Source organism: Nocardioides epinepheli (genome assembly GCF_037936805.1).
Classification (GTDB): domain Bacteria; phylum Actinomycetota; class Actinomycetes; order Propionibacteriales; family Nocardioidaceae; genus Nocardioides.
Map to the genome: position 1 here is coordinate 380,589 of NZ_JBBMMC010000001.1, position 23,755 is coordinate 404,343.

Annotated in this window: 22 protein-coding genes; 8 read left to right on the forward strand and 14 right to left on the reverse strand. The window is 70.7% G+C overall.

Annotation, left to right across the window (positions count from 1 at the left end):
- The first annotated feature begins 48 nt into the window (after positions 1–48).
- The gene (locus WMR31_RS01840) at positions 49–1,035 is read left to right on the forward strand and encodes an esterase/lipase family protein (protein WP_340537061.1); all 987 of its coding nucleotides are present in this window, start codon (positions 49–51) and stop codon (positions 1,033–1,035) included.
- Here the strand turns inward: WMR31_RS01840 and WMR31_RS01845 are convergent.
- Positions 1,020–1,988, reverse strand: coding sequence for a homocysteine S-methyltransferase family protein (locus tag WMR31_RS01845; RefSeq protein WP_340537062.1), 969 nt, complete (start codon positions 1,986–1,988; stop codon positions 1,020–1,022). The two genes, WMR31_RS01840 and WMR31_RS01845, sit on opposite strands and share 16 nt — an antisense overlap.
- A gap of 75 nt (positions 1,989–2,063) precedes the next feature.
- On the opposite strand from WMR31_RS01845, the gene WMR31_RS01850 reads away from it, so the two are divergent.
- Positions 2,064–2,687 carry a TetR/AcrR family transcriptional regulator gene (locus WMR31_RS01850; RefSeq protein WP_340537063.1) on the forward strand — a complete coding sequence of 208 codons (624 nt, stop codon included), beginning with the start codon at positions 2,064–2,066 and terminating at the stop codon, positions 2,685–2,687.
- On the opposite strand, the gene trmB is transcribed toward WMR31_RS01850, so the two are convergent.
- Positions 2,669–3,406: a tRNA (guanosine(46)-N7)-methyltransferase TrmB gene (gene trmB, locus WMR31_RS01855; RefSeq protein ID WP_340537064.1), complete on the reverse strand. Its 738-nt coding sequence runs from the start codon at positions 3,404–3,406 to the stop codon at positions 2,669–2,671. The genes WMR31_RS01850 and trmB overlap by 19 nt on opposite strands.
- Positions 3,407–3,591: 185 nt before the next feature.
- On the opposite strand from trmB, the gene WMR31_RS01860 reads away from it, so the two are divergent.
- A complete protein-coding gene (locus tag WMR31_RS01860; RefSeq protein ID WP_340537065.1) occupies positions 3,592–4,488 on the forward strand; it encodes a hypothetical protein in 897 nt (298 codons plus the stop codon).
- Between the two features lie 287 nt (positions 4,489–4,775).
- On the opposite strand, the gene tuf is transcribed toward WMR31_RS01860, so the two are convergent.
- The 7 genes from tuf to WMR31_RS01895 all read right to left on the reverse strand — a co-directional run bounded on the left by tuf (position 4,776) and on the right by WMR31_RS01895 (position 13,015).
- Positions 4,776–5,969 (reverse strand): elongation factor Tu, encoded by a 1,194-nt coding sequence (tuf, locus tag WMR31_RS01865; RefSeq protein WP_340537066.1) that lies wholly within the window; start codon positions 5,967–5,969, stop codon positions 4,776–4,778.
- A gap of 96 nt (positions 5,970–6,065) precedes the next feature.
- The gene (gene fusA / locus WMR31_RS01870; RefSeq protein ID WP_340537067.1) at positions 6,066–8,180 is read right to left on the reverse strand and encodes an elongation factor G; all 2,115 of its coding nucleotides are present in this window, start codon (positions 8,178–8,180) and stop codon (positions 6,066–6,068) included.
- Between the two features lie 90 nt (positions 8,181–8,270).
- A complete protein-coding gene (rpsG, locus tag WMR31_RS01875) occupies positions 8,271–8,741 on the reverse strand; it encodes a 30S ribosomal protein S7 (protein WP_340537068.1) in 471 nt (156 codons plus the stop codon).
- Position 8,742: 1 nt separating this feature from the next.
- Positions 8,743–9,117 carry a 30S ribosomal protein S12 gene (rpsL, locus tag WMR31_RS01880; RefSeq protein ID WP_056681807.1) on the reverse strand — a complete coding sequence of 125 codons (375 nt, stop codon included), beginning with the start codon at positions 9,115–9,117 and terminating at the stop codon, positions 8,743–8,745.
- Between the two features lie 207 nt (positions 9,118–9,324).
- A complete protein-coding gene (locus tag WMR31_RS01885) occupies positions 9,325–10,623 on the reverse strand; it encodes an MFS transporter (protein WP_340537069.1) in 1,299 nt (432 codons plus the stop codon).
- Entirely contained in the window at positions 10,620–11,066 is a 447-nt protein-coding gene (locus WMR31_RS01890; protein ID WP_340537070.1) for a MarR family winged helix-turn-helix transcriptional regulator, read from the reverse strand. Before WMR31_RS01890 ends, WMR31_RS01885 begins: the two co-directional genes overlap by 4 nt.
- A 503-nt stretch (positions 11,067–11,569) precedes the next feature.
- On the reverse strand, positions 11,570–13,015 hold the full coding sequence (locus tag WMR31_RS01895; protein WP_340537071.1) for an NCS2 family permease: 1,446 nt from the start codon (positions 13,013–13,015) through the stop codon (positions 11,570–11,572).
- 75 nt (positions 13,016–13,090) lie between these two features.
- On the opposite strand from WMR31_RS01895, the gene WMR31_RS01900 reads away from it, so the two are divergent.
- Positions 13,091–13,390, forward strand: coding sequence for a DUF2530 domain-containing protein (locus WMR31_RS01900; RefSeq protein WP_340537072.1), 300 nt, complete (start codon positions 13,091–13,093; stop codon positions 13,388–13,390).
- An 18-nt stretch (positions 13,391–13,408) separates the two neighbouring features.
- Here the strand turns inward: WMR31_RS01900 and WMR31_RS01905 are convergent, their stop codons facing one another.
- Positions 13,409–14,197 (reverse strand): DUF3027 domain-containing protein, encoded by a 789-nt coding sequence (locus WMR31_RS01905; protein WP_340537073.1) that lies wholly within the window; start codon positions 14,195–14,197, stop codon positions 13,409–13,411.
- Between the two features lie 89 nt (positions 14,198–14,286).
- On the opposite strand from WMR31_RS01905, the gene WMR31_RS01910 reads away from it, so the two are divergent.
- The gene (locus WMR31_RS01910; RefSeq protein ID WP_340537074.1) at positions 14,287–15,741 is read left to right on the forward strand and encodes an MFS transporter; all 1,455 of its coding nucleotides are present in this window, start codon (positions 14,287–14,289) and stop codon (positions 15,739–15,741) included.
- A 4-nt stretch (positions 15,742–15,745) separates the two neighbouring features.
- Here WMR31_RS01910 and WMR31_RS01915 read toward each other — a convergent pair whose 3' ends face one another.
- Together WMR31_RS01915 and WMR31_RS01920 are read right to left on the reverse strand one after the other, a co-directional pair.
- Positions 15,746–16,141 (reverse strand): cold-shock protein, encoded by a 396-nt coding sequence (locus WMR31_RS01915; RefSeq protein ID WP_340537075.1) that lies wholly within the window; start codon positions 16,139–16,141, stop codon positions 15,746–15,748.
- 69 nt (positions 16,142–16,210) lie between these two features.
- The gene (locus tag WMR31_RS01920) at positions 16,211–16,840 is read right to left on the reverse strand and encodes an HAD family hydrolase (RefSeq protein ID WP_340537076.1); all 630 of its coding nucleotides are present in this window, start codon (positions 16,838–16,840) and stop codon (positions 16,211–16,213) included.
- A gap of 134 nt (positions 16,841–16,974) precedes the next feature.
- On the opposite strand from WMR31_RS01920, the gene WMR31_RS01925 reads away from it, so the two are divergent.
- Together WMR31_RS01925 and WMR31_RS01930 are read left to right on the forward strand one after the other, a co-directional pair.
- The gene (locus WMR31_RS01925; RefSeq protein WP_340537077.1) at positions 16,975–19,059 is read left to right on the forward strand and encodes a S8 family serine peptidase; all 2,085 of its coding nucleotides are present in this window, start codon (positions 16,975–16,977) and stop codon (positions 19,057–19,059) included.
- Complete coding sequence (locus WMR31_RS01930) at positions 19,056–19,646, forward strand: GNAT family N-acetyltransferase (protein WP_340537078.1); 591 nt, start codon at positions 19,056–19,058, stop codon at positions 19,644–19,646. The genes WMR31_RS01925 and WMR31_RS01930 overlap by 4 nt, the downstream gene beginning before the upstream one ends.
- 275 nt (positions 19,647–19,921) lie before the next feature.
- Here WMR31_RS01930 and WMR31_RS01935 read toward each other — a convergent pair whose 3' ends face one another.
- Positions 19,922–21,553: an AMP-binding protein gene (locus WMR31_RS01935; protein WP_340537079.1), complete on the reverse strand. Its 1,632-nt coding sequence runs from the start codon at positions 21,551–21,553 to the stop codon at positions 19,922–19,924.
- Positions 21,554–21,612: 59 nt separating this feature from the next.
- On the opposite strand from WMR31_RS01935, the gene lepB reads away from it, so the two are divergent.
- Positions 21,613–22,476, forward strand: coding sequence for a signal peptidase I (lepB, locus tag WMR31_RS01940; protein WP_340537080.1), 864 nt, complete (start codon positions 21,613–21,615; stop codon positions 22,474–22,476).
- A 19-nt stretch (positions 22,477–22,495) separates the two neighbouring features.
- Here the strand turns inward: lepB and WMR31_RS01945 are convergent, their stop codons facing one another.
- A complete protein-coding gene (locus WMR31_RS01945) occupies positions 22,496–23,743 on the reverse strand; it encodes an RDD family protein (RefSeq protein WP_340537081.1) in 1,248 nt (415 codons plus the stop codon).
- Positions 23,744–23,755 lie beyond the last annotated feature (12 nt).

Below are 23,755 nucleotides of genomic sequence, written 5' to 3' on the forward strand. Positions count from 1 at the left end.
GTCGCCCCACCTGTGCGCGCGGCCGGCGGAGAACTCGAAGGAGACGACATGAGGGACCGGAGGAGCCTCGCGGCCCTGGCCGCCGTCGCCCTGGTCGCGACGACCGGTTGTGCCGGCACGTCAGACCCGCCTCCGCCGTCCCCCACCGCGGAGGGCACGACCGGTCCGGAGCTGACCACCCCGGAAGCCGCGCTCGACGCGGCGCTGCACTGCCCCGCCGCGCTCTCCCACCCCGAGCGTGACCCGGTGCTCCTGGTGCACGGGACGGGCGTGACCGCCGCGGAGACCTGGGAGTGGGGGATGCAGGAAGGCCTGAGCGCCGCGGGCCTCGATGTGTGCACCGTCGACCTTCCCTCACGGTCGCTGGTCGACATCCAGGAGTCCACCGAGTACGTCGTCGGTGCGGTCGAGACGATGCACGCCCTCTCGGGCCGCAAGGTCGACCTGATCGGGCACAGCCAGGGAAATCTCCAGATCCGGTGGGCGCTGCGTTGGTGGCCGGAGATGCGGGCCGCGACCGACGACGCCGTCCTGCTGGCCAGCCCCTCGCACGGCGTCGAGACTGCCGCGGCCACCTGTCCGACCGACTCGTGCAACGCCGCCGGCTGGCAGATGTCACCCGGCTCGGAGTTCCTCCGCGTACTCAACGACGGCGACGAGACACCGGGCACGGTCTCCTACACCTCGATCTACTCGGCCACCGACCCGCTCGTCGTGCCGACCACGACCGCGGCCCTGGAGGGGGCACAGAACATCGAGCTCCAGGAGGTGTGCCCGCTACGACCGGTCACCCACGCCGGGATCCTCTACGACGCCGTCACCTTCGACCTCGTCCTCGATGCCCTCTCCCACGACGGCCCGGCCGACCCGGCTTCCGTCTCCCCCGCGCAGTGCCTGGCCACTCTCGCGCCCGGAGTGAGCGCCGCAGACGTGTCGCGGCTCAACGCCGAGGCACTCACGAAGGCCTTCGGCCGGATCGCCACCGCGGAGCGCGTCTCGGCCGAGCCGCCGCTGCGGGACTACGCGCGGGACTGAGCGGACGCAGACCCGGGGGTGCGGCGCAACGTATCGGAGCGTGTCTTCCACAGCGCTGCCACGTGGCGCGCCGAGGTGCCGCAGCAGCCGCCGATGATCTCCAGGTTCGGGAAGGCCGGTTCGAGGCTTCGGTGGTCGGCCGCAAGGTCCTCGGGGTCCTCGGCGTGAAGCTCGGTAGCGCAGTCGAGCTCGTCGTGGCTGAGTCGCGAGGCGTTGACCCGCAGGCCCCGCACCCGGGCCCGCCAGCCGCCGTCGGGGTCGTCGGTGTCGTCGGCGCCGTTGCTGGCGTCCGGCTCCAGACCGGCGGCGATGTGGACGGGGTGGGCGCAGTTGAGCAGGTAGTGGTCCGGGGCAGCCGCCGCGTCGACCTCGGCAATCGCGTCGGGCAGTGTCGTCCCGCCCGGTAGCCGCCCATCGGTCTCGACGGTGAAGCCGACCGCGATCGGCAGCCCGACCTCTCGCGCAGCGGTCACGACACCGATCGCCTCACCCGGGTCGGTGAGGGTGTAGACGGCGGCGCCGTCGGCACCGGCCTCGGCGAAGGCGGTCAGCTGTGGCCGGTGGTAGGAGGCCGCCTCGCCGGGGTCTATCCGCGAGCCGGGACGGTAGCCGTCCCCGCGCGGCCCGAGGGTGCCGAGAACCCGGACGGTGGCCACCCGCGCAGCCGAGGTCGCCGCGAGATCGGCAAGGAAGTCGATCGCGTCGCGGTTCGCGGCATCGAGGTCTTCCTGCCGGTACCCGAGAGCGGTGCCCCAGTCCGGGTTGCAGCGCCACGTCGGGCTCTCCAGGAGCAGTCCTGCGCCGACGTCCGCGGCGATGGCGGCGAAGGCTGCGTAGTAATCGGCCAGCGCGGCGCGACCCGCCTCGGCGGCCAGGAGCGGGAAGGCCGCGAATCCGGGCAGGTCCCATCCTCGCTCGAAGATCAGCTCGGTCTCCAGTCCAGCATCGGTCACGAACACCGCACACCTCCATAACAGACTATTTAGTCTGTTTTGTACCAGACCATCCAGTCTGGTACAAGAGTGGTCATGCCCAAGAACGGTGCCCCGACCCGCACCCGGATCCTCGACGCAGCCGAGGCCCTGGTGATCGACCACGGCTATGCCGCGACGAGCGTCGATGACGTGATCGCCGCCTCGGCCAGCTCGAAGGGTGCGTTCTTCCACCACTTCGCCTCCAAGCAGGCGCTCGCCGATGCGCTGGTGGAGCGCTACGTCGCGGCCGACCTCGAGATGCTCGACTCCGGACTGGCCGCCGCACGGGCAGCCGGCCCGGATCCCGCCGTCCGAGCCGTGGCGTTCCTCGATCACTTCGTGGGGCTGGCCGACGGCCTGATGGGCGAGCAGTCCGGCTGCCTGTACGCCGCCGTCCTCACCGAGCGTCAGCTCCTCACATCGCAGACGAGTGCCCCGATCGCGACAGCGATCCGCGCTTGGCGCGATGGATTCGCCGCCCTGTTGCGCGAGGCACTACCGGCCGGCTCGCCGATCGACGTCGACGACCTCGCCGACCACGTCTTCGTCACCTTCGAGGGCGCGTTCCTGCTGGCCCGCAGCACCGAGGACCCGTCCCACCTGCGCCGCCAGCTGGGAGTCCTGCGGGCGCTGGTCGAGACCGCGCTGGCCGCCGGCCCTCAGGAGGAGCGGCGGTAGGTCAGGTCGACGATCTCGCGGCCCTTGGCCAGGCCCTTGCGCTCGAACTTGGTCAGCGGGCGCTCGGCCCAGCGCTCCACGATGCCGCCGTCCAGCCCCGGCTCGGCGTCGAGCACCTCGACCATCTGCTCGGCATAGTCGGCCCAGTCGGTGGCCAGGCGCCAGGCGGCGCCGGGGGCCAGCCGGTCGGCGACGACGTGCGCGAAACCGGGAGTGACCAGGCGGCGCTTGTGGTGGCGGGCCTTGTGCCAGGGGTCGGGGAAGAAGGTCCACAGCTCGGCGAGCGAGGCGGGCGCGAAGCGGTGCTCGAGGAGCCAGACCGCGTCGATGGCGCACAGGCGGACGTTCTCCAGCCCCGCCTCGGCCACGCGTCCCATCGTCTCGGCCAGACCCGGCCGCCACACCTCGAGTGCGAGCACGTTGGCGTCGGGACGGGTGGCGGCGAGCGCGGCGGTCGCCTCGCCGACCCCCGCTCCGATCTCGACGACGAGCGGCGCCTCGCGCCCGAACGCCGCGTCCCACGACCAGCCCGGGTCGGCGACGTCCTCGTCGGCGAGCAGCCAGGCCTCGTGGTGGGCCTCCCAGGCCGCGGCCTGGCGAGGGGTGAAGCGACTGCCGCGGCGGGAGTAGCTCACGACCTCCCGGACCCGGCGGCCCTCGGGGGTGAAGCGGTGGTGCGGCCGGGCCGGCGGCGTGCCCGGGGTGTCCTGCTCCTGCACGAGACTCCAGTCGTTGGGGTGGGGGAGTTCCGGCGGTCTAGCCGGAGGCGTAGAAGCGTGCCACAACGGGAAGGAGGGCGGCATCGGCCGGTCCCGGATCGGCTCGGTGACCGGCACCGACGCGCGCCGCACGGCGTCGCGGGCCTACGATCGTGTGCATTCCACCACCAACCAGATGAGGTCTCATGTCGAATCCCTACGGCCAGCCCGGACAGCCCGGTCAGCCGGGCCAGCCCGGTCAGCCCGGCCAGCCCGGTCAGCACGGGCAGCCGCAGTACGGTCAGCCCGGCCAGCCGCCGTACGGCGCCCCGAACCCCTACGGCCAGCCCGGCCAGCAGCAGCCGCCTCAGTACGGGCAGCCCGGCCAGCAGCCTGGCCAGTACGGGCAGCCCGGCCAGCAGCAGCCACCTCAGTACGGCCAGCCCGGCCAGTACGGACAGCCCGGCCAGCAGCAGCCGCCCCAGTACGGCCAGCCCGGCCAGTACGGACAGCAGCCTGGCCAGTACGGCCAGCCCGGTCAGTACGGCCACCCGGGCCAGCACGGCCAGTACGGTCAGCCCCAGCAGTACGGCCAACAGCAGTACGGCCAGCAGCAGTTCGGCCAGTACCCGGGTGTCCCCGGCTATGGCGGCACGCACTCGCTGACCAGCACCTCCTCCATCCTCGGTTGGGCGATGGTCGGATGCGGCGTGCTGCTGTTCATCGCCGCCCTGCTCCCCTGGGTGAGCGTCGACAGCAGCTACGGGGGTGACAGCGAGAACGGATTCAACGATGGGCTCAGCGGTGTCTTCACCTTCCTGCTCGGCCTGATCGGCATCGCTGCCGGTGTCGCGCGCGCGGTGATCGGCAAGAAGGTCCCGCAGATGCCTCTGGCCACGGCCATCGCCGCGATCGCTGCGGGAGCGCTGGTCACCCTGCTCGCCATCCTCGACGTCTTCGACGTCACCGGTGACGACGCCGATGCCGCCAAGGCCCTCGGCGTGGATGTCAGCGTCGGCTTCGGTCTCTGGCTCACCCTGCTGCTCGGCATCGGTCTCGCCGGCGTCGGCGTGGCCGCCCTGCTGACCAACAAGAAGTCCTGACGTCGGCTCCGTCCGGCTCACAAGCGGCCCCGCACCCACCCCGGGTGCGGGGCCGCTTGCGTCTGCCCGCCCTGCTGACTCCCCCATCTCGCTGACCCGTCAGCTATAGCGGACGGGTCAGCGCAACATCGACGGTGACCCGTCAGCCATAGCGGACGGGTCAGCGCAACATCGACGGTGACCCGTCAGCTATAGCGGACGGGTCAGCGAAATGGACAGCGGCCCCGCACCCTGGTGGGTGCGGGGCCGCTGCGTGAAGCAGGTGCTACCTGTGGATCACAGTGGGATCACTTGGTGATCTTGGTGACCCGGCCGGCGCCGACGGTGCGGCCACCCTCGCGGATGGCGAAGCGCAGGCCCTCGTCCATGGCGATCGGCTGGATGAGCTCGACCGACATCTCGGTGTTGTCGCCCGGCATGACCATCTCGGTGCCCTCGGGGAGGGTCACGACGCCGGTCACGTCGGTGGTCCGGAAGTAGAACTGCGGACGGTAGTTGTTGAAGAACGGCGTGTGGCGGCCGCCCTCCTCCTTCGACAGGATGTAGACGCTGGCGTCGAAGTTGGTGTGCGGGGTCGTGGTGCCCGGCTTGATGACGACCATGCCGCGCTCGACGTCCTCGCGCTTGGTACCGCGCAGGAGCAGACCGACGTTCTCGCCCGCCTGGCCCTCGTCGAGGAGCTTGCGGAACATCTCGACACCGGTGACGGTGGTCTTCTGCGAGCCCTCGCGGATGCCGACGATCTCGACCTCCTCGTTGACCTTCACGATGCCGCGCTCGATACGGCCGGTGATGACCGTGCCGCGACCGGTGATGGTGAAGACGTCCTCGACGGGCATGAGGAACGGCTTGTCCGTCTCACGCTCGGGGGTCGGGATGGCCTCGTCGACGGCGCCCATGAGCTCCATGATCGACTCGCCCCACTTCTCGTCGCCCTGGAGCGCCGGGAAGGCGGCCACGCGCACGACCGGGATGTCGTCGCCCGGGAACTCGTACTCGTTGAGGAGCTCGCGCACCTCCATCTCGACGAGCTCGATGAGCTCCTCGTCGTCGACCATGTCGCACTTGTTGAGCGCCACGACCAGGGCCGGCACGCCGACCTGGCGGGCGAGCAGCACGTGCTCGCGGGTCTGCGGCATGGGGCCGTCGGTCGCCGCGACCACCAGGATCGCGCCGTCCATCTGCGCGGCACCGGTGATCATGTTCTTGATGTAGTCGGCGTGACCGGGGCAGTCGACGTGGGCGTAGTGACGCGCCTCGGTCTGGTACTCGACGTGCGCGATCGAGATCGTGATGCCGCGCTGACGCTCCTCGGGAGCCTTGTCGATCTCGTCGAACGCCGAGGCGGCGTTGAGGTCGGGGTGCTTGTCGTGCAGGACCTTGGTGATCGCCGCGGTCAGGGTGGTCTTGCCGTGGTCGATGTGACCGATCGTGCCGATGTTCACGTGCGGCTTGGTCCGCTCGAACTTCGCCTTAGCCACTGTGGGCTCCTCCTGGTGTGGTTGGTACTTGACTCGTACTGATGTGATGTTGCGACCGAGGGTCCCGGACGCGTAGGTCTCTCGTGAGAGAGGTGGCTACTCGCCCCGCACCTTCTTGATGATCTCGTCGGCGATGTTCGTGGGAACCTCGGCGTACGAGTCGAACTCCATCGAGTACGAAGCCTGGCCGGAGGTCTTGGACCTCAGGTCGCCAACGTACCCGAACATCTCGGACAGGGGCACAAGGGCGTCGATGACCATGTCACCGTGACGCTCCTCCTGAGCCCGGATCTGGCCCCGCCGGCTGTTGATGTCGCCGATGACCGTGCCGAGGAAGCTCTCCGGCGTGGTCACCTCCACGGCGAACATCGGCTCGAGCAGGACCGGCTTCGCCTGACGGGCGGCCTCCTTGAAGGCCTGGTTGCCGGCGATCTTGAACGCAAGCTCGGACGAGTCGACGTCGTGGTAGGCGCCGTCCTCGAGGCTGAACTTGACGTCGACCATGGGGTAGCCGGCGAGCACGCCGAACTCCATGGCCTCCTGGCCACCCTGGTCGACCGAAGGGATGTACTCCTTCGGCACGCGACCACCGGTGACGTTGTTGACGAACTCGTACCCAGCGCCGACACCGGTCTCGGGGTCGATGTTGGGGCCGAGCGAGACGACGACCTTCGCGAACTGACCCGAACCACCGGTCTGCTTCTTGTGGGTGTAGCTGTGGTTCGAGACGTCCTTGCGCAGGGTCTCGCGGTAGGCGACCTGCGGCTTGCCGACCGTGGCCTCGACGCGGAACTCGCGACGCATCCGGTCGACGAGGATCTCCAGGTGGAGCTCGCCCATGCCGGCGATGATCGTCTGGCCGGTCTCCTCGTCGGACTTGACCGTGAAGGTCGGGTCCTCGTCGGAGAGCCGCTGGATCGCGGTGCCCAGCTTCTCCTGGTCGCTCTTGGTCTTGGGCTCGATCGCGACCTCGATCACCGGGGCCGGGAACGTCATCGACTCCAGGACGACCTGGTTGTTGGGGTCGCTGAGCGTGTGACCGGTCTTGGTGTCCTTCAGACCCATCACGGCCACGATCTGGCCGGCGCCGACCGAGGCGATCTCCTCACGCTTGTTGGCGTGCATCTGGTAGACCTTGCCGATCCGCTCCTTGCGGCCGTTGACCGAGTTGACCACGGTCGATCCGGCCTCGAGCTTGCCGGAGTAGACCCGGACGTAGATCAGCTTGCCGAGGTGCGGGTCGCTGGCGATCTTGTAGGCCAGGCCGGAGAAGGGCTCCTCGTCGGCCGGCTTGCGGCTGATCGCCTTCTCCTCGTCGCGCGGGTCGTGTCCGACGATCGCGTCGATGTCGAGCGGGCTCGGGAGGTACTTGACGACGGCGTCGAGCAGGGGCTGGACGCCCTTGTTCTTGAACGCCGTGCCGAGCATGACCGGGTTGAGCTTGTCGGCCAGGGTGGCGCGACGGATCGCCTCGTCGAGTTCCTCGGGGGTGAACACGTCACCCTCCTCGAGGTAGCGCTCCATGATGTCGTCGTCGGCCTCGGCGAGGGTCTCGACGAGCTTCTCGCGGTACTCCGCGGCCTGCTCGGCGAGCTCGGCCGGGATCTCCTCGACCTCGTAGTCCTCACCGATCTTGGTCTCGCCGCGCCAGGTGAGGGCGCGCATGCCGACCAGGTCGACGACGCCGAGGAAGTCCTGCTCGGCGCCGATCGGGAGCTGCAGCACCAGCGGGGTGGAGTTGAGACGGTCGACCATCATGTCGACGCAGTTGAAGAAGTCGGCGCCGGTGCGGTCCATCTTGTTGACGAAGCACATACGCGGCACGGCGTACTTGTTGGCCTGGCGCCACACGGTCATCGTCTGCGGCTCCACGCCGGCCACACCGTCGAACACCGCGACCGCGCCGTCGAGGACGCGCAGCGAGCGCTCGACCTCGGCGGTGAAGTCGACGTGCCCGGGGGTGTCGATGATGTTGATCTGGTGGCCCTTCCACCAGCAGGTGGTGGCGGCGGAGGTGATGGTGATCCCCCGCTCCTGCTCCTGCTCCATCCAGTCCATGGTCGCCGACCCCTCGTGGGTGTCGCCGATCTTGTAGTTGATCCCGGTGTAGAACAGGATCCGCTCGGTGGTGGTGGTCTTGCCGGCGTCGATGTGCGCCATGATGCCGATGTTGCGGACCTTGGTGAGGTCCGTGGTGATGTCGACAGCCACTGAGATGTGTTCCTTAAGTCGAAGGTGTGTGTGGTGGGCGGGAGCGCCCTGACGCGCTAGAGATGCCGAGTCACGCCGCTCCCGCGCGCGTCACCAGCGGTAGTGGGCGAAGGCCTTGTTCGACTCGGCCATCTTGTGGGTGTCCTCGCGCTTCTTCACCGCGGCACCGAGGCCGTTGGAGGCGTCGAGGATCTCGTTCATCAGCCGCTCGTGCATGGTCTTCTCGCGGCGGTCCTGGGCGTAGCCGACGAGCCAGCGCAGCGCGAGCGTGGTGCCGCGGGTGCCCTTGACCTCGATCGGGACCTGGTAGGTCGCGCCACCGACGCGGCGGGACTTGACCTCGATGGCCGGCTTCACGTTCTCCAGCGCACGCTTGAGCGTGACGACCGGGTCGGTGCCGTTCTTCTCGCGGCAGCCCTCGAGCGCGGTGTAGACGATGCGCTGCGCGACCTGCTTCTTGCCGTCCTGGAGGACCTTGGAGACGAGCTGGGAGACCAGCTGGGACCCGTAGACCGGGTCGATGTCGATCGGCCGCTTCGGGGCCGGACCCTTGCGCGGCATGTCAGCTCTTCTCCTTCTTCGCGCCGTAACGGCTGCGAGCCTGCTTGCGGTTCTTCACGCCCTGGGTGTCGAGCGAGCCGCGGATGATCTTGTAGCGCACGCCGGGGAGGTCCTTGACCCGGCCGCCGCGCACGAGCACGATCGAGTGCTCCTGGAGGTTGTGGCCCACGCCCGGGATGTAAGCGGTGACCTCGACGCCGCTGGACAGGCGCACACGGGCGACCTTGCGCAGAGCGGAGTTCGGCTTCTTCGGGGTGGTGGTGTAGACGCGGGTGCAGACACCGCGTCGCTGGGGCGAACCCTTGAGGGCAGGCGTCTTGTTCTTCGACACCTTGTCCTGGCGGCCCTTGCGGACCAACTGCTGAATGGTGGGCACCTGGTGGTTCCCTTTCGGTCTACTCTCAGTGCTCGGCGATCTGCCGGGCACGATGGTGAAGCGGTCGAGCCTGTGCCGTCTCGTGTCCACGGGCGCGGCGGGAACCGGCCCCCGGGAGACTGATCCGGGCTGTGGGCACGCGAGAGGGTCTGGAACACCAGACACCAAGGGTCAAGGTTACTGTCCGCCGCCAAGCAGGACAAATCTTCACGTGCTGGCCTGAGCCGCCTCGGGAACCGCGTCCGCGACCGGACGGTGCTCATCGCGCCGGACCTCGGCGAGCAGGCCCCGCCAGCCGCCGGTGAGGCGGGCGAAGACAGCCACCGCGAGGGCTACCCCGACCAGCGTGAGCAGGCCGCCGGCGGCGAAGGTCCACCGCGCCCCGAACTGCTGGCCGATCCAGCCGATGATGGGCGAGCCGATCGGCGTCCCGCCCATCACGATGGTCATGTAGAGCGCCATCACCCGGCCCCGCAGGGCGGGCGCCGCGCTGAGCTGCATCATCGCGTTGGCGGAGTTGAGCATGGTGAGGGTGAAGAAGCCGATCACCGGCACGAACACCGCGAAGGCGGTGTAGGTGGGGAGCATCGCCGCGACGATCAGCGCGACGCCGAACGCCGCGGCCGCGCCGACGATCAGCCGCAGGCGGATCCGCACCCGGCGCGCAGCCATCAGCGCCCCGGTCAGCGAGCCCACGGCCACCGCCGAGCCGAGGATCCCGAACTCGCCGGCCCCCTTGCCGAAGGTCTCGGTGGCCATCAGCGCCGAGGTGACCTGGAAGTTCATGCCGAAGGTGCCGGCGAAGAACACCACGATCAGCACCAGGATCATGCGTGGCTGACTGCGCACGTAGCGCACGCCCTCCATCAGTGCGCCGGGCCGGCGGCCGGTCGGGCGTGGCGAGTGGAGCTGCTTGAGGTCCATCCGCTCGAGCTGGGCGATGATCGCGACGTAGGAGACGGCGTTGATCAAGATCACCCAGCCGGTGGCCGAGACGCCGTCGCCGAGCGCGTGGATGAGCAGTCCCGCCAGAGCCGGCCCGAGGATGCGGGCGAGGTTGAAGGAGGCCGAGTTCAGGCCCACCGCGTTGGTGAGCTCGTCCGGCTCGACCATCTCGGAGACGAACGACTGGCGCGCGGGCGCGTCGAAGGCCGAGCCCACACCGAACGCGAAGGCGATGGCGTAGACCTGCCAGATCTCGGCGGTCCCGGTGACGGCCAGGACGCCGAGCACGAGGCTCGCCAGGGCCATCGTGGCCTGGGTGACCTGGAGCAGCCGGCGCTTGGGGAAGCGGTCGGCGATCACCCCGGCATAGGGCGAGAGCAGCAGGACCGGGAGGAACTGGAGACCGGTGGTGATGCCCAGCGCCGCGCCGCCGCCGCCGAGGCTCAGCACGAGCCAGTCCTGGGCGATGCGCTGCATCCAGGTGCCGGTGTTGGAGATCAGGGTGCCCGCGACGTACAGGCGGTAGTTGTGGTTGTGGAGGGCGCGGAAGGTGGGACTCATGCAGATGCCAGTCGGTCGAGGATGGGCGCGGCCGCCCGCAGGACGGCCCGCTCGTCGGGGGTGAGCTCGCGCAGCCGCTGGGCGAGCCAGGCGTCGCGACGGCGTCGGTCGGCGAGCACGGTGTCTCGGCCGAGCTCGGTGATCGAGACCACGACCTGACGCCGGTCGCTCTCGTGCCCGCGACGGGTCACGTAGCCGTCGCGCTCGAGGCAGTTGACCGTGCGGGTCATGCTCGGCGGCTGCACGCGCTCGTGAGTGGCGAGCTCGCCGACGGCGAGGTCGCCCTTCACGTACAGGGCGCCGAGCACCGCCATCGCGTTCATGCCGAGCTCGTTGTCGGGGTGCCGCTCGTTCGCCAGCCGCCGACGCAGGCGCATCACGGAGATGCGGAGCTCGGAGGCGAGCCCCGCATCGGTGCGGCTGGTACGAGCGACGGAAGACATATCGTGAGCATAAGTCATTACCTTCGCTAAGTATTCCTCCACGATCGATACCGGGGCGTGGACGGCTGCCAGTTCGTCGGCGCTCGCTGGCGCTCGCTTGCTCAACCTCCGGCAGCCCGGGACAGCCACCACCCATCACATCCACCCAACCCGAGGGCGAGGAGGGCCAGTGGCCCGCGGCGTCCGGCCGGGCGAGCAACCCCTCGGTGGGTCGTCGTCGCCAGGGGTCCGGGCCGGCGGAGCGTCGTGCGGGCAAGCGCTCAAGGATGGCGTGGCGCGCAAACAACGACGCGACCACACACCAGAAGTAAGGCGCGACACGGCATCCCCGCTGCCGCACGATGCTCTGTCCGGACCGGACCCCTCACCAGCCACGACGACCCACCACCCAGCGAGCCCGACCGGACCAAGCGAACCACCCCGACGAGCCCCCCACCGGACTCCCACCCGCCGCAGGCGGAACCGCGTTTGAACAGTCAGGCTCCGCGGGGGGCGCGCTCTGCTCAGGTCAGCAGCTCGGTGATCGGGTTGATCGCGAAGTAGGCCAGGAACATCGCCGAGACGACCCACATGATCGGACTGACCTCGGCGGCCTTGCCCTTGACGATCTTGATCAGGACGAAAGCGAGGAAGCCGGCGCCGATGCCGACGGTGATGGAGTAGGTGAAGGGCATCAAGACGATGGTCAGGAAGGCAGGGATCGCGACCTCGAGGTCGCGCCAGTCGACCTCGGTGACCTGCTGCATCATCAAGAAGCCCACCAGGATGAGTGCCGGGACGGCAGCCTCGGAGGGGATGACCGCGACCAGGGGCGAGAGGAAGATCGTCAGCAGGAAGCAGATGCCGGTGACCACCGACGCCAGACCGGTGCGGGCCCCCTCCCCCACGCCGGAGGCCGACTCGATGTAGGAGGTGTTCGACGAGACGCCGCCCATTCCGCCCGCGGCCGCGGCGATCGAGTCGACCACCAGGATCCGCTCGGTGTTCGGCGGCATCATCTCCTCGTCCAGGAGACCCGCCTCGGCGCCGACCGCGGTCATCGTGCCGAGGGTGTCGAAGAAGTCGGCCAGCAGCAGGGTGAAGACGAGCAGCAGCGCGACGACCACACCGGCCCGGTCGAACCCACCGAGCAGGTTGAACTCGCCGAGCGTGCCGAAGCTCGGGCCGGTCCACTCCTCGAAGGCGGGGACGGTGAGCATCCAGCCGTCCGCGGCCTCGTTGCCGATGGAGCCGATCGCCTCGACGATCACCGCGACGAGGGTCGTGACGAAGATCGTGATCAGGATCGCCGCAGGCACCTTGCGCACCCACAAGGCGATGAGGAGCACCAGCCCGACGGCGAAGACCAGGACGGGCCACCCGTGGAGCTGGCCGGTCGACCCGAGCTGTACGGGAACCGTCGTCTTCGCAACGTCGGGGATGCGCTGGACGAAGCCGGCGTCGACGAAGCCGATGAGGGCGATGAACAGCCCGATCCCGACCGAGATCGCGACCTTCAACGGCGCCGGGACGGCATGGAAGACCGCGGTCCGGAACCCGGTGAGGACGAGGACGAGGATGATGATGCCCTCGATGACGACCAGGCCCATCGCGTCGGCCCAGGTCATCTGGCTGGCCACCGCGACCGCGAGGAAGGCGTTGAGGCCCAGGCCGGTCGCCAGGGCCAGCGGGAAGTTCGCCACGACGCCCATCAGGATCGTCATCACCCCGGCGACCAGCGCGGTGCCCGCGGCGATCGCGGCGAGGTTGGGTTCGGCACCGCCGCCCAGGAACCGCCCGTCGGCGTCCTTGGCGTAGCCGAGGATCAGCGGGTTGAGCACCACGATGTAGGCCATGGTGAAGAACGTGACCAGCCCGCCCCGCACCTCCCGGCCGATCGTCGAGTCCCGAGCACTGATCTTGAAGTAGCGGTCCACGAACCCGGACGTGTCGCTGCGTGACAAGGTCATGGCCCGCATGATGGCAGTGATCGAGCAGCCACGGCGCCGCTGCCCATGAGAAGGGCACAGCGGTACGGTGGGGCGGTGGAGCTCCGCGACGATCAGCCGATGCAGCACGAGATCGGCAGCCGGACCTACCTGCTCGCCGACGTCGAGCCGATCGACCCCGACGGCGTGCGGAGCGTCACCGCCGGCACCGCGCTGTTCTTCATCGCGTTCCTCGCCCTCTTGCCGTTCTACGGCCGCCTGGAGCGCGATGGCCACCAGTGGTGGCTGTGGATGTGCCTGGTCGGCATGGGCCTCGGCCTGCTCGGCCTCGAGTACTGCCGGCATCGTCGCCGGGCCCGCGCCGAGCGCGACGCCGGCCTCGACCGACAGCCCTGAGCCTGACCAGGCTGAGCCTCAGAAGCTCTCGAACTCGTCGCGCGACATCGTGTCGAGGACGTGGTCGGGCAGCGGCTGCGGCTCGTGCCGCTTGGCCAGGCGCACCTCGGAGTGGGCGCCGCAGCCGTGCTGCAGGGACACGACCCTGCCGTCGTCGTTGGCGTCACCGTTGGCGCACACCCCGAACACGGCCGACAGCGGGCCGGCGAGCCGGAGCAGGAAGCCGCAGCTCGAGCAGGGCTGTGGTGCCGACTGTGCGATCGGCGAGTCGGGGCCGCCGTCGCCGTCGTACCACCGCTGGGCTGCGAGGTCGCGGCCCTCGACCGAGAGGGTGCGCACCCGGCCGAGCCCGAGGTCCTTGGCGACCTCGCGGATCTGGGCCTTCTCGTCGGCGTCGAGGGGGTCGTCGCCGAAGGAGTAGGTGGGCACCAGTCGCGGGTCGTCGTCGTCGACCGGGAGCAGGTCGCCCGGCGACAGGTCTCCGGGTCGGATCCGCTCGCGATAGGGCACCCATTCCGGGGCCGTGATCGCGCTGGTGCCCGGAAGCAGGACGACCTCGGTGACCGTGACCAGCTTCTGCCGGTAGGCGCGTACGACGGTGACCGCCCAGCGCCAGCCGGAATAGCCGGCGCGACGGCACTCGAACAGGTGGGTGACGGTCCGCTCGGCCTCGATCTCGGCCTCGGCGCCGAGGTGCTCGCCGACCTCGGCGACGGGCACCTCCTCGACCAGTGCGGCGCGCGCGACGTCGACGGCCTTGGCCGCGACGCTGTCGGGCTGCGGGGTCGCCAGGGTGGTGGGTGTCACGGAGCAAGTGTGACCGATCAGAGATGCCGATGTCAGGTCGGGGCGGGTCTCTCGCCCACAGCGGCCCAGCAACGGGCAGGATGTCCCGCATGACCACCGGTCCCTCGGGCCCCTCGGACGACGGGGGCGACCACGCGCACCCCGATCGCGGCCGCACGGTCGCCCAGGGAATCGGCACCGGCGCCAAGGGGGCGGCCCGCGGCGTCCGCGCGACCGCCCGAGTGGGCGGCCGCTTCGGGCGGTTCGCCGTCGGGCAGGCCAAGCGGGCCGCGGGAGCGCAGGGCGCCGAGCAGTCCGGGCTGAACCGGCTCATCTACCTGCACGCCACCAACGCCGCGGGGGACGCCGCCGTCGCGATCTCGCTCGCCACCACCGTGTTCTTCGCCGGCGCCACCAGCGAGGCTCGCGGCCAGGTCGCACTCTTCCTGGGCCTGACGATGCTGCCCTTCGCGATCGTCGCGCCGCTCATCGGGCCGTTCCTCGACCGGTTCAGCCACGGCCGCCGCTGGGCGATCGGAGCGACGTTCGCGATCCGCGCCTTCTTGTGCTGGGTCCTCGCCGGCGCCGTCGCCGACGAGTCGGCGCTGCTCTATCCGGCCGCGCTCGGCGTCCTGGTCTCGTCCAAGGCCTATGGCGTCACCCGCGCGGCCGCCGTCCCGCGCCTGCTCCCCGAGGGGTTCACCCTGGTCAAGGCCAATGGGCGGGTGTCGCTGGCCGGGCTGGTCGGGGGTGCCATCTCGGCGCCGCTGGCCGGGCTGGCCGCGTGGTTCGGCGCCGAGTGGTGCCTGCGCTATGCCTTCGTGGTCTTCGTGCTCGGCACGATCGCGGCGATCCTGCTGCCGGCGAAGGTCGACTCCAGCGAGGGCGAGCAGTCGGTCTCGCTCCGCAAGCGGGAAGGGGCCCGCCGCGGCACCCAGATCCCGCCCCAGGTCGCCTACGCGCTGCGCGCCAACCTCGGACCGCGCTGGGTCTCGGGGTTCCTCACGATGTACATGGCCTTCCTGCTGCGCGACAAGCCGCTGGAGGGCTGGGAGGACCGCCAGACGCTGCTGCTCGGCATCGTCATCGGCGGGGCCGCCGCCGGCAACGCGATCGGCATCTTCCTCGCCTCGGTCCTCAAACGGATCAACCCGGCCATCACGGTCACCTTCGCGCTGGTGGCCGACGCCGCCATGCTGCTCGCCGGAGCGATGTTCTACGGACTGCTCACCCTCGCCGGACTCGGCCTCGTGGCCGGGCTATCGCAGGCCCTGGCGAAGGTCTCGCTGGACTCCACGATCCAAAGCGGAGTGCCGGTGCACGTCCAGGCCAGCGCCTTCGCCCGCAGCGACACGACCCTGCAGCTGGCCTGGGTCTTCGGCGGGTTCGTGGGCATCGCACTCCCCCAGATCCCTCGCCTCGGGCTCACCGTCGGGTTCGTGGTGCTGCTCGCGTGGACGCTGTTCGTGCTGTCGCCGACGCCGCGACGCCGTCGGCCCCAGCCGCCGACCGCGCCTCCCGTGCGTCGCGACGACCCGGGCGCGCCGTCCCTGCGCAAGGAGTAGGGACTCAGGCCTCCAGCTCGGAGGCCAGCGCCCGCAGCAGCTTGGCGACCGGCCGGGCCGCCTTGGCGTCGGGGTGCCGGCCGTGGCGGTAGCCCTCGCCGATCCCGTCGAGCACCCGGATCAGGTCCTCGACGATCGGGACCATCTCCTCGGGCGGCTTGCGGCGGGCCTGGGCCTTGTTGCGCGCCACCGACGGCGGCTGCTCGAGCAGGCGCACCTGCAGGGCCTGGTCGCCCTTGCGTCCCTGAGCGATGCCGAACTCGACGCGGGTGCCCGGCTTGATGGAGTCCATCCCGTCGGGTAGCGCGTCGGCGTGGACGTAGACGTCGGGTCCGCCCTCCTGCGACAAGAACCCGAAGCCCTTGTCGGCGTCGAACCACTTCACCTTGCCGTTCGGCACTGCTCTCGCCTTCTCTTTCCTGCACGTCGCACGCATCGGTCCGCGGTCTGCCCGCGGGCGAGCGTCACCCTATGCCACGCGCGTGCTCAGCCACGACGGGAAATCCCCGAGGCTGTCGAGGACCGCGTGGGTGCCCGCGGCCCGCAGCTCGGCGGCGGTGCATCCGCCGGTCGTCACCGAGACGCTGGTGATCCGCGCCGCGAGCGCTCCCTCGACGTCGTGGACGTGGTCGCCGACGTAGACCGAGGCTCCCTCGCGACGCAGCGCCGCGGCCTTGCCCGCGCCCCACACCGACCCCTCGAGCACGTCGACCTCGACGCCGAGATGCTCCAGGTGCAGACGCGCGTTGGGCGCGAACTTGCCGGTGACCACCATGACCCGGCCACCCCGGTCACGCACCGCCGCCAGGGCCTCGCGCGCACCGGGCAGGAGGGCGACCGACTCGACGCCGTACGCGGGATACAGCGCCCGGAAGCGATCACCGGCGGCAGCGACCTCGTCCGGCGGCAGGAACGGAGCGAGGATCGTCTCCAGGGGCGGCCCGAGGACCGCGGTCATCGCCTCGACCGGGAAGTCGACGCCCAACTCCTCCCCCAACGCCCGCAGCACCGCGCGGAAGCCCGGCACGGTGTCGATGAGCGTCATGTCGAGGTCGAAGCCGACGACGAGGTCGGGCGGGACAGAGGCGGAGCCGGACACCGCTCCAGGGTAGGGATGGCCCGCGCCCCACCGGTCGCGGCCCAGTGCCACGGGCCGGATGCGCCGGATGGGGCCGGTGGGTCACAATGGTCGATTGCGGTACTTCACGAGCACGCACGAGAGCGGGTGGAACGGTGGGACGGCGGCATCACAGCGGACGCACCCGAGTGCGCGCTGCCCTACTGGGCGGCACGGTGCTTGCCGGGCTGCTGGCCCCGGTGGCTGCGCTCCCCGCGGACGCCGACTCCGGGGTCCCATCCGGCGCGGCCGCGGCACGGGAGTCCAGCGCCCTGTACCTGGTGACGCTGCGCGACGGCGCGGACGCGGCCGGAATCGTGGCGGCGCTCGACCTCCCGACCCCCATGTATCGCTGGTCGACCGCGTTGAACGGCTTCGCGGTCCGGCTCGATCCCGAGCAGGTCGCCGCCGTCGATGCCCGACCCGAGGTCGACACCGTCGAACCGGACGAGGTGCGCCCACTCGCCGCCGCCGCTCCGATGGCCGACGCCCGGCGAGCCGGACACCTCGGATCCGGGAACACCCGCGGCGGGGCAGGTGTCGTCGTCGGGCTGATCGACAGTGGCCTCGCCACCGCGAACCCCCTGTTCGCCCAGCGCTCACTGGCCGGCCCGCCCGCCTCGTTCACCGGTGCCTGCGAGACCGCGAGCGACTGGGTCGCGGCGGAGTGCAATGGCAAGGTCGTGGGGGCCCGGTGGTACGTCGACGGATTCGGCGCCGACCGCCTCCGCGCGACCAGCGCCCTCTCCCCGCGCGACACCGACGGGCACGGCACCGAGGGCGCCTCGGTGGCGGTCGGAAACTCCGAGATCCCGGTGCGGATCGGCGAGGAGCGGCTGGGCCGGTTCGGCGGGATGGCGCCCGACGCGGCGCTGGCGATCTACAAGGCATGCTGGAGTGCACCCGACCCGGACGACGACGGCTGCTCCACCGCCGACGTCGTCACCGCCATCGACGACGCCACTCGCGACGGCGTCGACGTCTTGTCGCTCTCCCTGGGCGGGCCCGCCACGATCGACACCGTGGATCGGGCGCTGCTCGGCGCGACCGAGGCCGGCGTCGTCGTCGTCGCGGCCGCCGGGAACGACCCGCGTGCCGCCGCCGCGCACCCGGCCCCCTGGATCACCACGGTGGGAGGCAGCACCGGCGCGACCCGTCGAGGGCAGGTCCTCCTGCGGGGAGAGGACCCACTCGACGGTGCGATGCTCTCGGGGAGCGCGGTCGGTCCGGCGCGGGTCGTGCGTGCCGCGGATGTCGCCGCCCCCGGGGCGACCCGCGCGACCGCACGGTTCTGCGTCCCCGGCAGCCTCGACGCGACCCGGGTGAAGCGCGCGATCGTCGTCTGCGAGCGCGGCCACGTCGGGCGCATTGACAAGTCGCGGGCGGTGTCGCTGTCCGACGGCACCGGGATGATCCTGCTCAACCGTCGTCCCGCCTCGGTCGACGCCGACGTCCACAGCGTGCCGACCGTGCACCTGCCGGTACGCAACGCGAGGGTCCTCGACGAGTGGCTCGAAGCGCATCCCCGCGGACGGGTGACCCTGCGCCCGCAAGGCCTGACCCATCGGCCCGCTCGCGTCGCCGACTTCTCCTCCGCCGGCGCCCGGGGCATGGTCAAGCCCGACGTCGTCGCCCCGGCCACCGGCGTCCTCGCCGCCGTCCCGGGCTCGCCGGGCTGGACCGTCACCTCCGGCACGTCGATCGCCACCGCCCACACCGCCGGCGTCGCCGCCGTGCTGCTGGCCGAGGGTCGATCCCCCGAACTCGTGCGTTCGGCCCTGGTCACGACCGCGTGGCCGGTCGAGGGGAACCGCGGCGGCGCCGGCCTGGTCCGTCCGGCCGCAGCGCACGGTGCGTCCCTCGCGGTCACCGTCGAGCCCGCTGACTACCGCGGCTGGCTGGAGGGACGGCGCACGCACCTCAACACCCCCACGGTCTCGGTCTCGCCGGACACGCGCCGGGTGCGCCGCACGATCACGAACGTGTCCGGACGCCGCCTCTACTTCTCCTCCACGACAGACGGCCTCGGCCGGCACGTGAGCGTGCGGCCGGCCGCCGTCCGGCTGGGGCCGGGCGAGAGCGCGTCGTTCACGATCCGGATCGACGCGCGTGGTGGCCGCGCCGCCTCGAACAGCGGCTACGTCGTGTGGCGCGGGGCCGACCACTCGGTCACCAGGCTCCCGCTTACGCTCACCCGATGAGCACCGCGCCCGAGCTGCCGATCCGCACCGAGCGGCTGATCCTGCGCGTCGCGGTCGACGACGACGTCGCCGCGGTGCACGGCTACCGCGCCGACCCCGAGGTCTGTCGCTATCTGCCGTTCTCCCCGCAGAGCCTCGACGACGTCCGCGCCAAGATGGCGATCTGGCGCGCGAACCTCGCCGTCGACCCCGACAGCGATCCCGACGCAGACTGGGCCATCACCCTGCTCGCCGAGCACGACGGCGTCGTCGTCGGCGACGTGATGCTCCGGCTCCGGGGCGGCTCGAAGCGCTCGATCGCCGAGATCGGCTACGTCTTCGACCCTGCGCACGGCGGGAAGGGCCTGGCGACCGAGGCGGCACGCGCGATGGTCGACCTGGGCTTCGACCACTTCGGCTGCCACCGGGTCTATGCCCACCTCGACCCGCGCAACACCGCCTCGGCCCGCGTGTGCCAGCGCCTCGGGATGACCCAGGAGGCGCACCTGCGCCGAGACTGGTGGGACAGCCGCACCGACGAGTTCACCGACAGCGCGGTCTACGGGCTGCTGCGAGAGGACCGGGACGCGGGCGCCCTCGGAGGTTGAGCAAGCCGGGAGGGCGAGGGACGAGCCCGACCGGCGCCGACGAAACCTCACAACCGACCCCACGAACGCTGGCAGCGACGGTCGCCGGGGTTTCGTCGGCGCTCGCTGGCGCTCGCTTGCTCAACCTCCGGCCGCAGGAGCTGCGACGCAGGAGCAGATCCGTCGCGGCTGGAGGTTGAGCAAGCCCCGCGGCTGAGGAACGAAGCCGCGACGGGCGAGACGAAACCCTCGCAACCGATCTCGCCAACGCTGGCAGCGCCGGTCGCCGCGCTTGCTCAACCTCCGGCGGAGGTGCTCAGGCCGAGCTCGGCCGCGGAGCGCTGCCGCATCTCGACCTTGCGGATCTTGCCGGTCACCGTCATCGGGAACTCCTCGACGACGAGCACGTAGCGCGGGATCTTGTAGTGGGCCAGCTTGCCGGAGGCGTAGGCCTTCACGGCCTCGGCGTCGAGGGGGTCGGCGCCGGCGCGCATCCGGATCCAGGCGCACAGCTCCTCGCCGTAGCGCTCGTCGGGGACCCCGACGACCTGGACGTCCTCGATGTCGGGATGCTGGTAGAGGAACTCCTCGATCTCGCGGGGGTAGATGTTCTCACCGCCGCGGATCACCATGTCCTTGATCCGGCCCACGATCACGCAGTAGCCGTCCTCACGCATCACCGCGAGGTCGCCGGTGTGCATCCAGCCGTCGGCGTCGACGGCCTCGGCGGTCTTCTCGGGGTCGTCCCAGTAGCCGAGCATCACCGAGTAGCCGCGGGTGCAGAACTCGCCGGTCGTGCCGCGCTCTACGGTCTCGCCGCTCGCCGGGTCGATCACCTTGATCTCGACGTGCGGGTGGACCCGGCCGATGGTCTCGGTGCGACGCTCCAGGTCGTCGTCGGCGCGGGTCTGGCACGAGACGGGCGAGGTCTCGGTCATGCCGTAGGCGATGGAGAAGCCGGCCATGTGCATCTCGTCGATGCAGCGGCGCATCACCTCGACCGGGCAGATCGAGCCGGCCATGATCCCGCTGCGCAGCGAGGAGAGGTCGCGCTCGGCGAAGCTCGGGTCGCTCTGCATCGCGATGAACATCGTCGGGACGCCGTAGAGGACCGTGCACCGCTCGTCCTCGACCGCCCGCAGGGTGACCGCCGGGTCGAACGCCGGCCCGGGGATCACCATCGTCGCGCCGTGACTGGTGCAGCCGAGGTTGGCCATCACCATGCCGAAGCAGTGGTAGAAGGGCACCGGGATGCAGAGCCGGTCGGCGTCGGTGAGGCCGATCGTCTCGGTGGTGAAGAAGCCGTTGTTGAGGATGTTGCGGTGGCTGAGCGTCGCGCCCTTCGGATAGCCCGTCGTGCCCGAGGTGTACTGGATGTTGATCGGGTCCTCGGGCGATAGCGCGGCCCGTCGTTCGTCCAGGGCGGCGTCGGTGACGTCGGCGCCGGCGGCGACCAGGTCGGCCCAGTCGTCGGTGTCGAGGAAGACCGTGCGCTCCAGGGCCGGGCAGTCGGGACGCACCTCGGCCACCATCGCGCGGTAGTCGCTGGTCTTGAAGATGCTGGCCGCGATCAGCAGCCGAAGACCGCTCTGGTTGACCGCATAGGCGAGCTCGTGGGTGCGGTACGCCGGGTTGACGTTCACCAGGATCACGCCCGCCTCGGCGCAGGCGTACTGCGCGATGGTCCACTCCGCGCAGTTCGGCGCCCAGACCCCGACGCGATCGCCGGCCTGGATACCGGAGCCGATGAGCCCCTTGGCGAGCGCCGCGACGTCGCGCGCGAGCTCGGCCCAGGTCCAACGCCGCCCGGTGGCCACCTCGACGAGGGCCTCCTGGCCCGGCCGCGCGGCGACGGTGCGGGCGAGGTTGGCCCCGATCGTCTCCTCGAGCAGCGCGACGTCGGTCTCACCTCGGGCGTAGGACTCCATGGCGTCGAACCTAACGCCCTTCGTCAGCGCTTTGGGTCCGCTGGCGTAGATTCCTCGTCGTGCCAGATGATGACGAGCCGCGCCGGCCCAGTCTCGAGAAGCGCGAGCACTCTGATGCTGACACCGGCTCCGAGCCCACAGCCGACGACGACTCGACCGACGCCGCCATGACTGAGACCGACGCCGACGCGAGCGCCGAGCAGTCCAGGAAGCGCAAGCGCCGAGCGCCGCTGTGGCTCGAGACGATCGTGCTGCTCGTCGTCGCCTTGGTGATGGCCCTCATCATCAAGACGTTCTTCGTGCAGGCCTTCTACATCCCCTCGGCCTCGATGGAGCCGGGGCTGGTCAAGAACGACCGGATCCTGGTGCAGAAGGTTTCCTACTGGTTCGGCGGCTCGCCGTCGCGTGGCGACGTGATCGTGTTCGAGGACCCCGGCGGCTGGCTCCTCGGACCCGAGCCCGGACCCACGACGCTGCTCTCGAAGGGGTTGGCGAAGGTCGGGCTCTACCCCACCGGCGGGCACCTGGTGAAGCGGGTGATCGGCGTCCCCGGCGACCACATCGTGTGCTGCGACGACAACGGCGAGCTGGAGATCAACGGGGTCGCGATCGACGAGGACTCCTTCATCCGCGATCAGGTCGCCTGCGACGGCCCGATGCCCTTCGACCAGCGCGGTTGCCAGACCGGCTGGGAGGTCACCGTCCCCGACGACAGACTGTTCGTGATGGGTGACAACCGCGCCGCGTCGGCCGACTCCTCGGACCGGTTGTGCCGGCCCCGAGCCACCGGATGCGACATCGACCGCGCGTTCGTGCCGATCGACAACGTCGTCGGCAAGGTCTTCTCGCTGGTCTGGCCGCTCGACCACGCCCGGTTCATCGGCACCCCCGACGTCTTCGACTCGGTACCGGACCCGAAATAGTTCGAGGCCCCCGGCCGACTCAGGCGTCCTTGGCGACAGTCATGGTGCGGTCACCGAAGCGGACCGTGTCGCCCTCGAGGAGGGTGGCCGGCCGACCGGCGGTGAGCGACTTCGAGACGCCCTGACGCACGACGACCGATCCGTTGGTCGAGCCGCGATCCATCACCACGAGCGCACCGTCGGGCACCACCTGGAACTGCGCGTGGGTCTTCGACAGCGACATGTCCGAGGAGCGCAGCGGCACCAGATGGGTGACCACCTCGTTCGCGCGGGGCTCCGGACGCCGTCCCACCAGGGCCAGGCCCTCGACGACGAAGGTCTCCCCGGTGTCGAAGCTGACCCGCCAGACAGGCGCCGGGGCTTGCTCGGCGGCCTCGGGACGACGCACGGTCGCCGAGTCTCCTCCGGGCGTCGCTCCCGGGCCACCCGGGATCAGCGTGGGCTGTTCGGAGGGCACCGCGGCGTGGGCGCCGGGGGCCGGGACCGGTCGGTCGAGCGGCTGGGCCGGTTGCGCCGGCGACAGCGGGCGCACGGGCGCCGGCGCGGACGCCGCGGGCGGCTGGGGAGCCGACGGCGTCTGCCGTTGCGGGAGGGCCTGCGGAGCCGGTGCCTGCTGGACGTAGGGCGCCTCGTAGGACGCCCCCGAGGGCGCAGGACCCGACGGCGCGGAAGGAGAGGGGGGACGCTCGACCCGGGCCGGCATCTGTAGGACCTCGGCGGGCGGGGCGGGCATGAGCCGCATCGCGGTGAGGTTGACGATCGCGCGGGGCCGGTCGTCGGCGACCTCGGCGACCTCCATCGGACGGACGTCGACGACCACCGCGCCGCTCATCCGGTCGTGGCCGCCACGGCGCCGGCCGCTGGGATCCATCACCGCCGTCCAGGCAAGGGTGGCGAGACCGAGACCGAGGGTGGGCAGGGTGAAGATGCCCAGGACGCCGGTACGCAGCAGGGCGTTGGGCAACCCGATCGGTCGCCCGTCCTCGGCGCCGACCACGCGCAGGCCGACCAACGCCTTGCCCGGGGAGATGCCGGCCATGCCGAGCAGAACGGCGTAGACCAGCGAGACGAGCACCACCGTGCCGACGATCACGCCGACCCCGGCACCGACGTTGTCGTCGTCGAAGAAGTAGCGCCACGCCAGATAGCCCGCACCGGCGAACAGCCCCCACGCGATCAGCCGGTCGATCGCGAAGGCATAGAACCGTCGGTCGAGCTCGGCGGCGGGGTAGCTGACCGCCTCCGGGGAGGGAGCGGGGTGGCTCATCTGTCCTCTCGG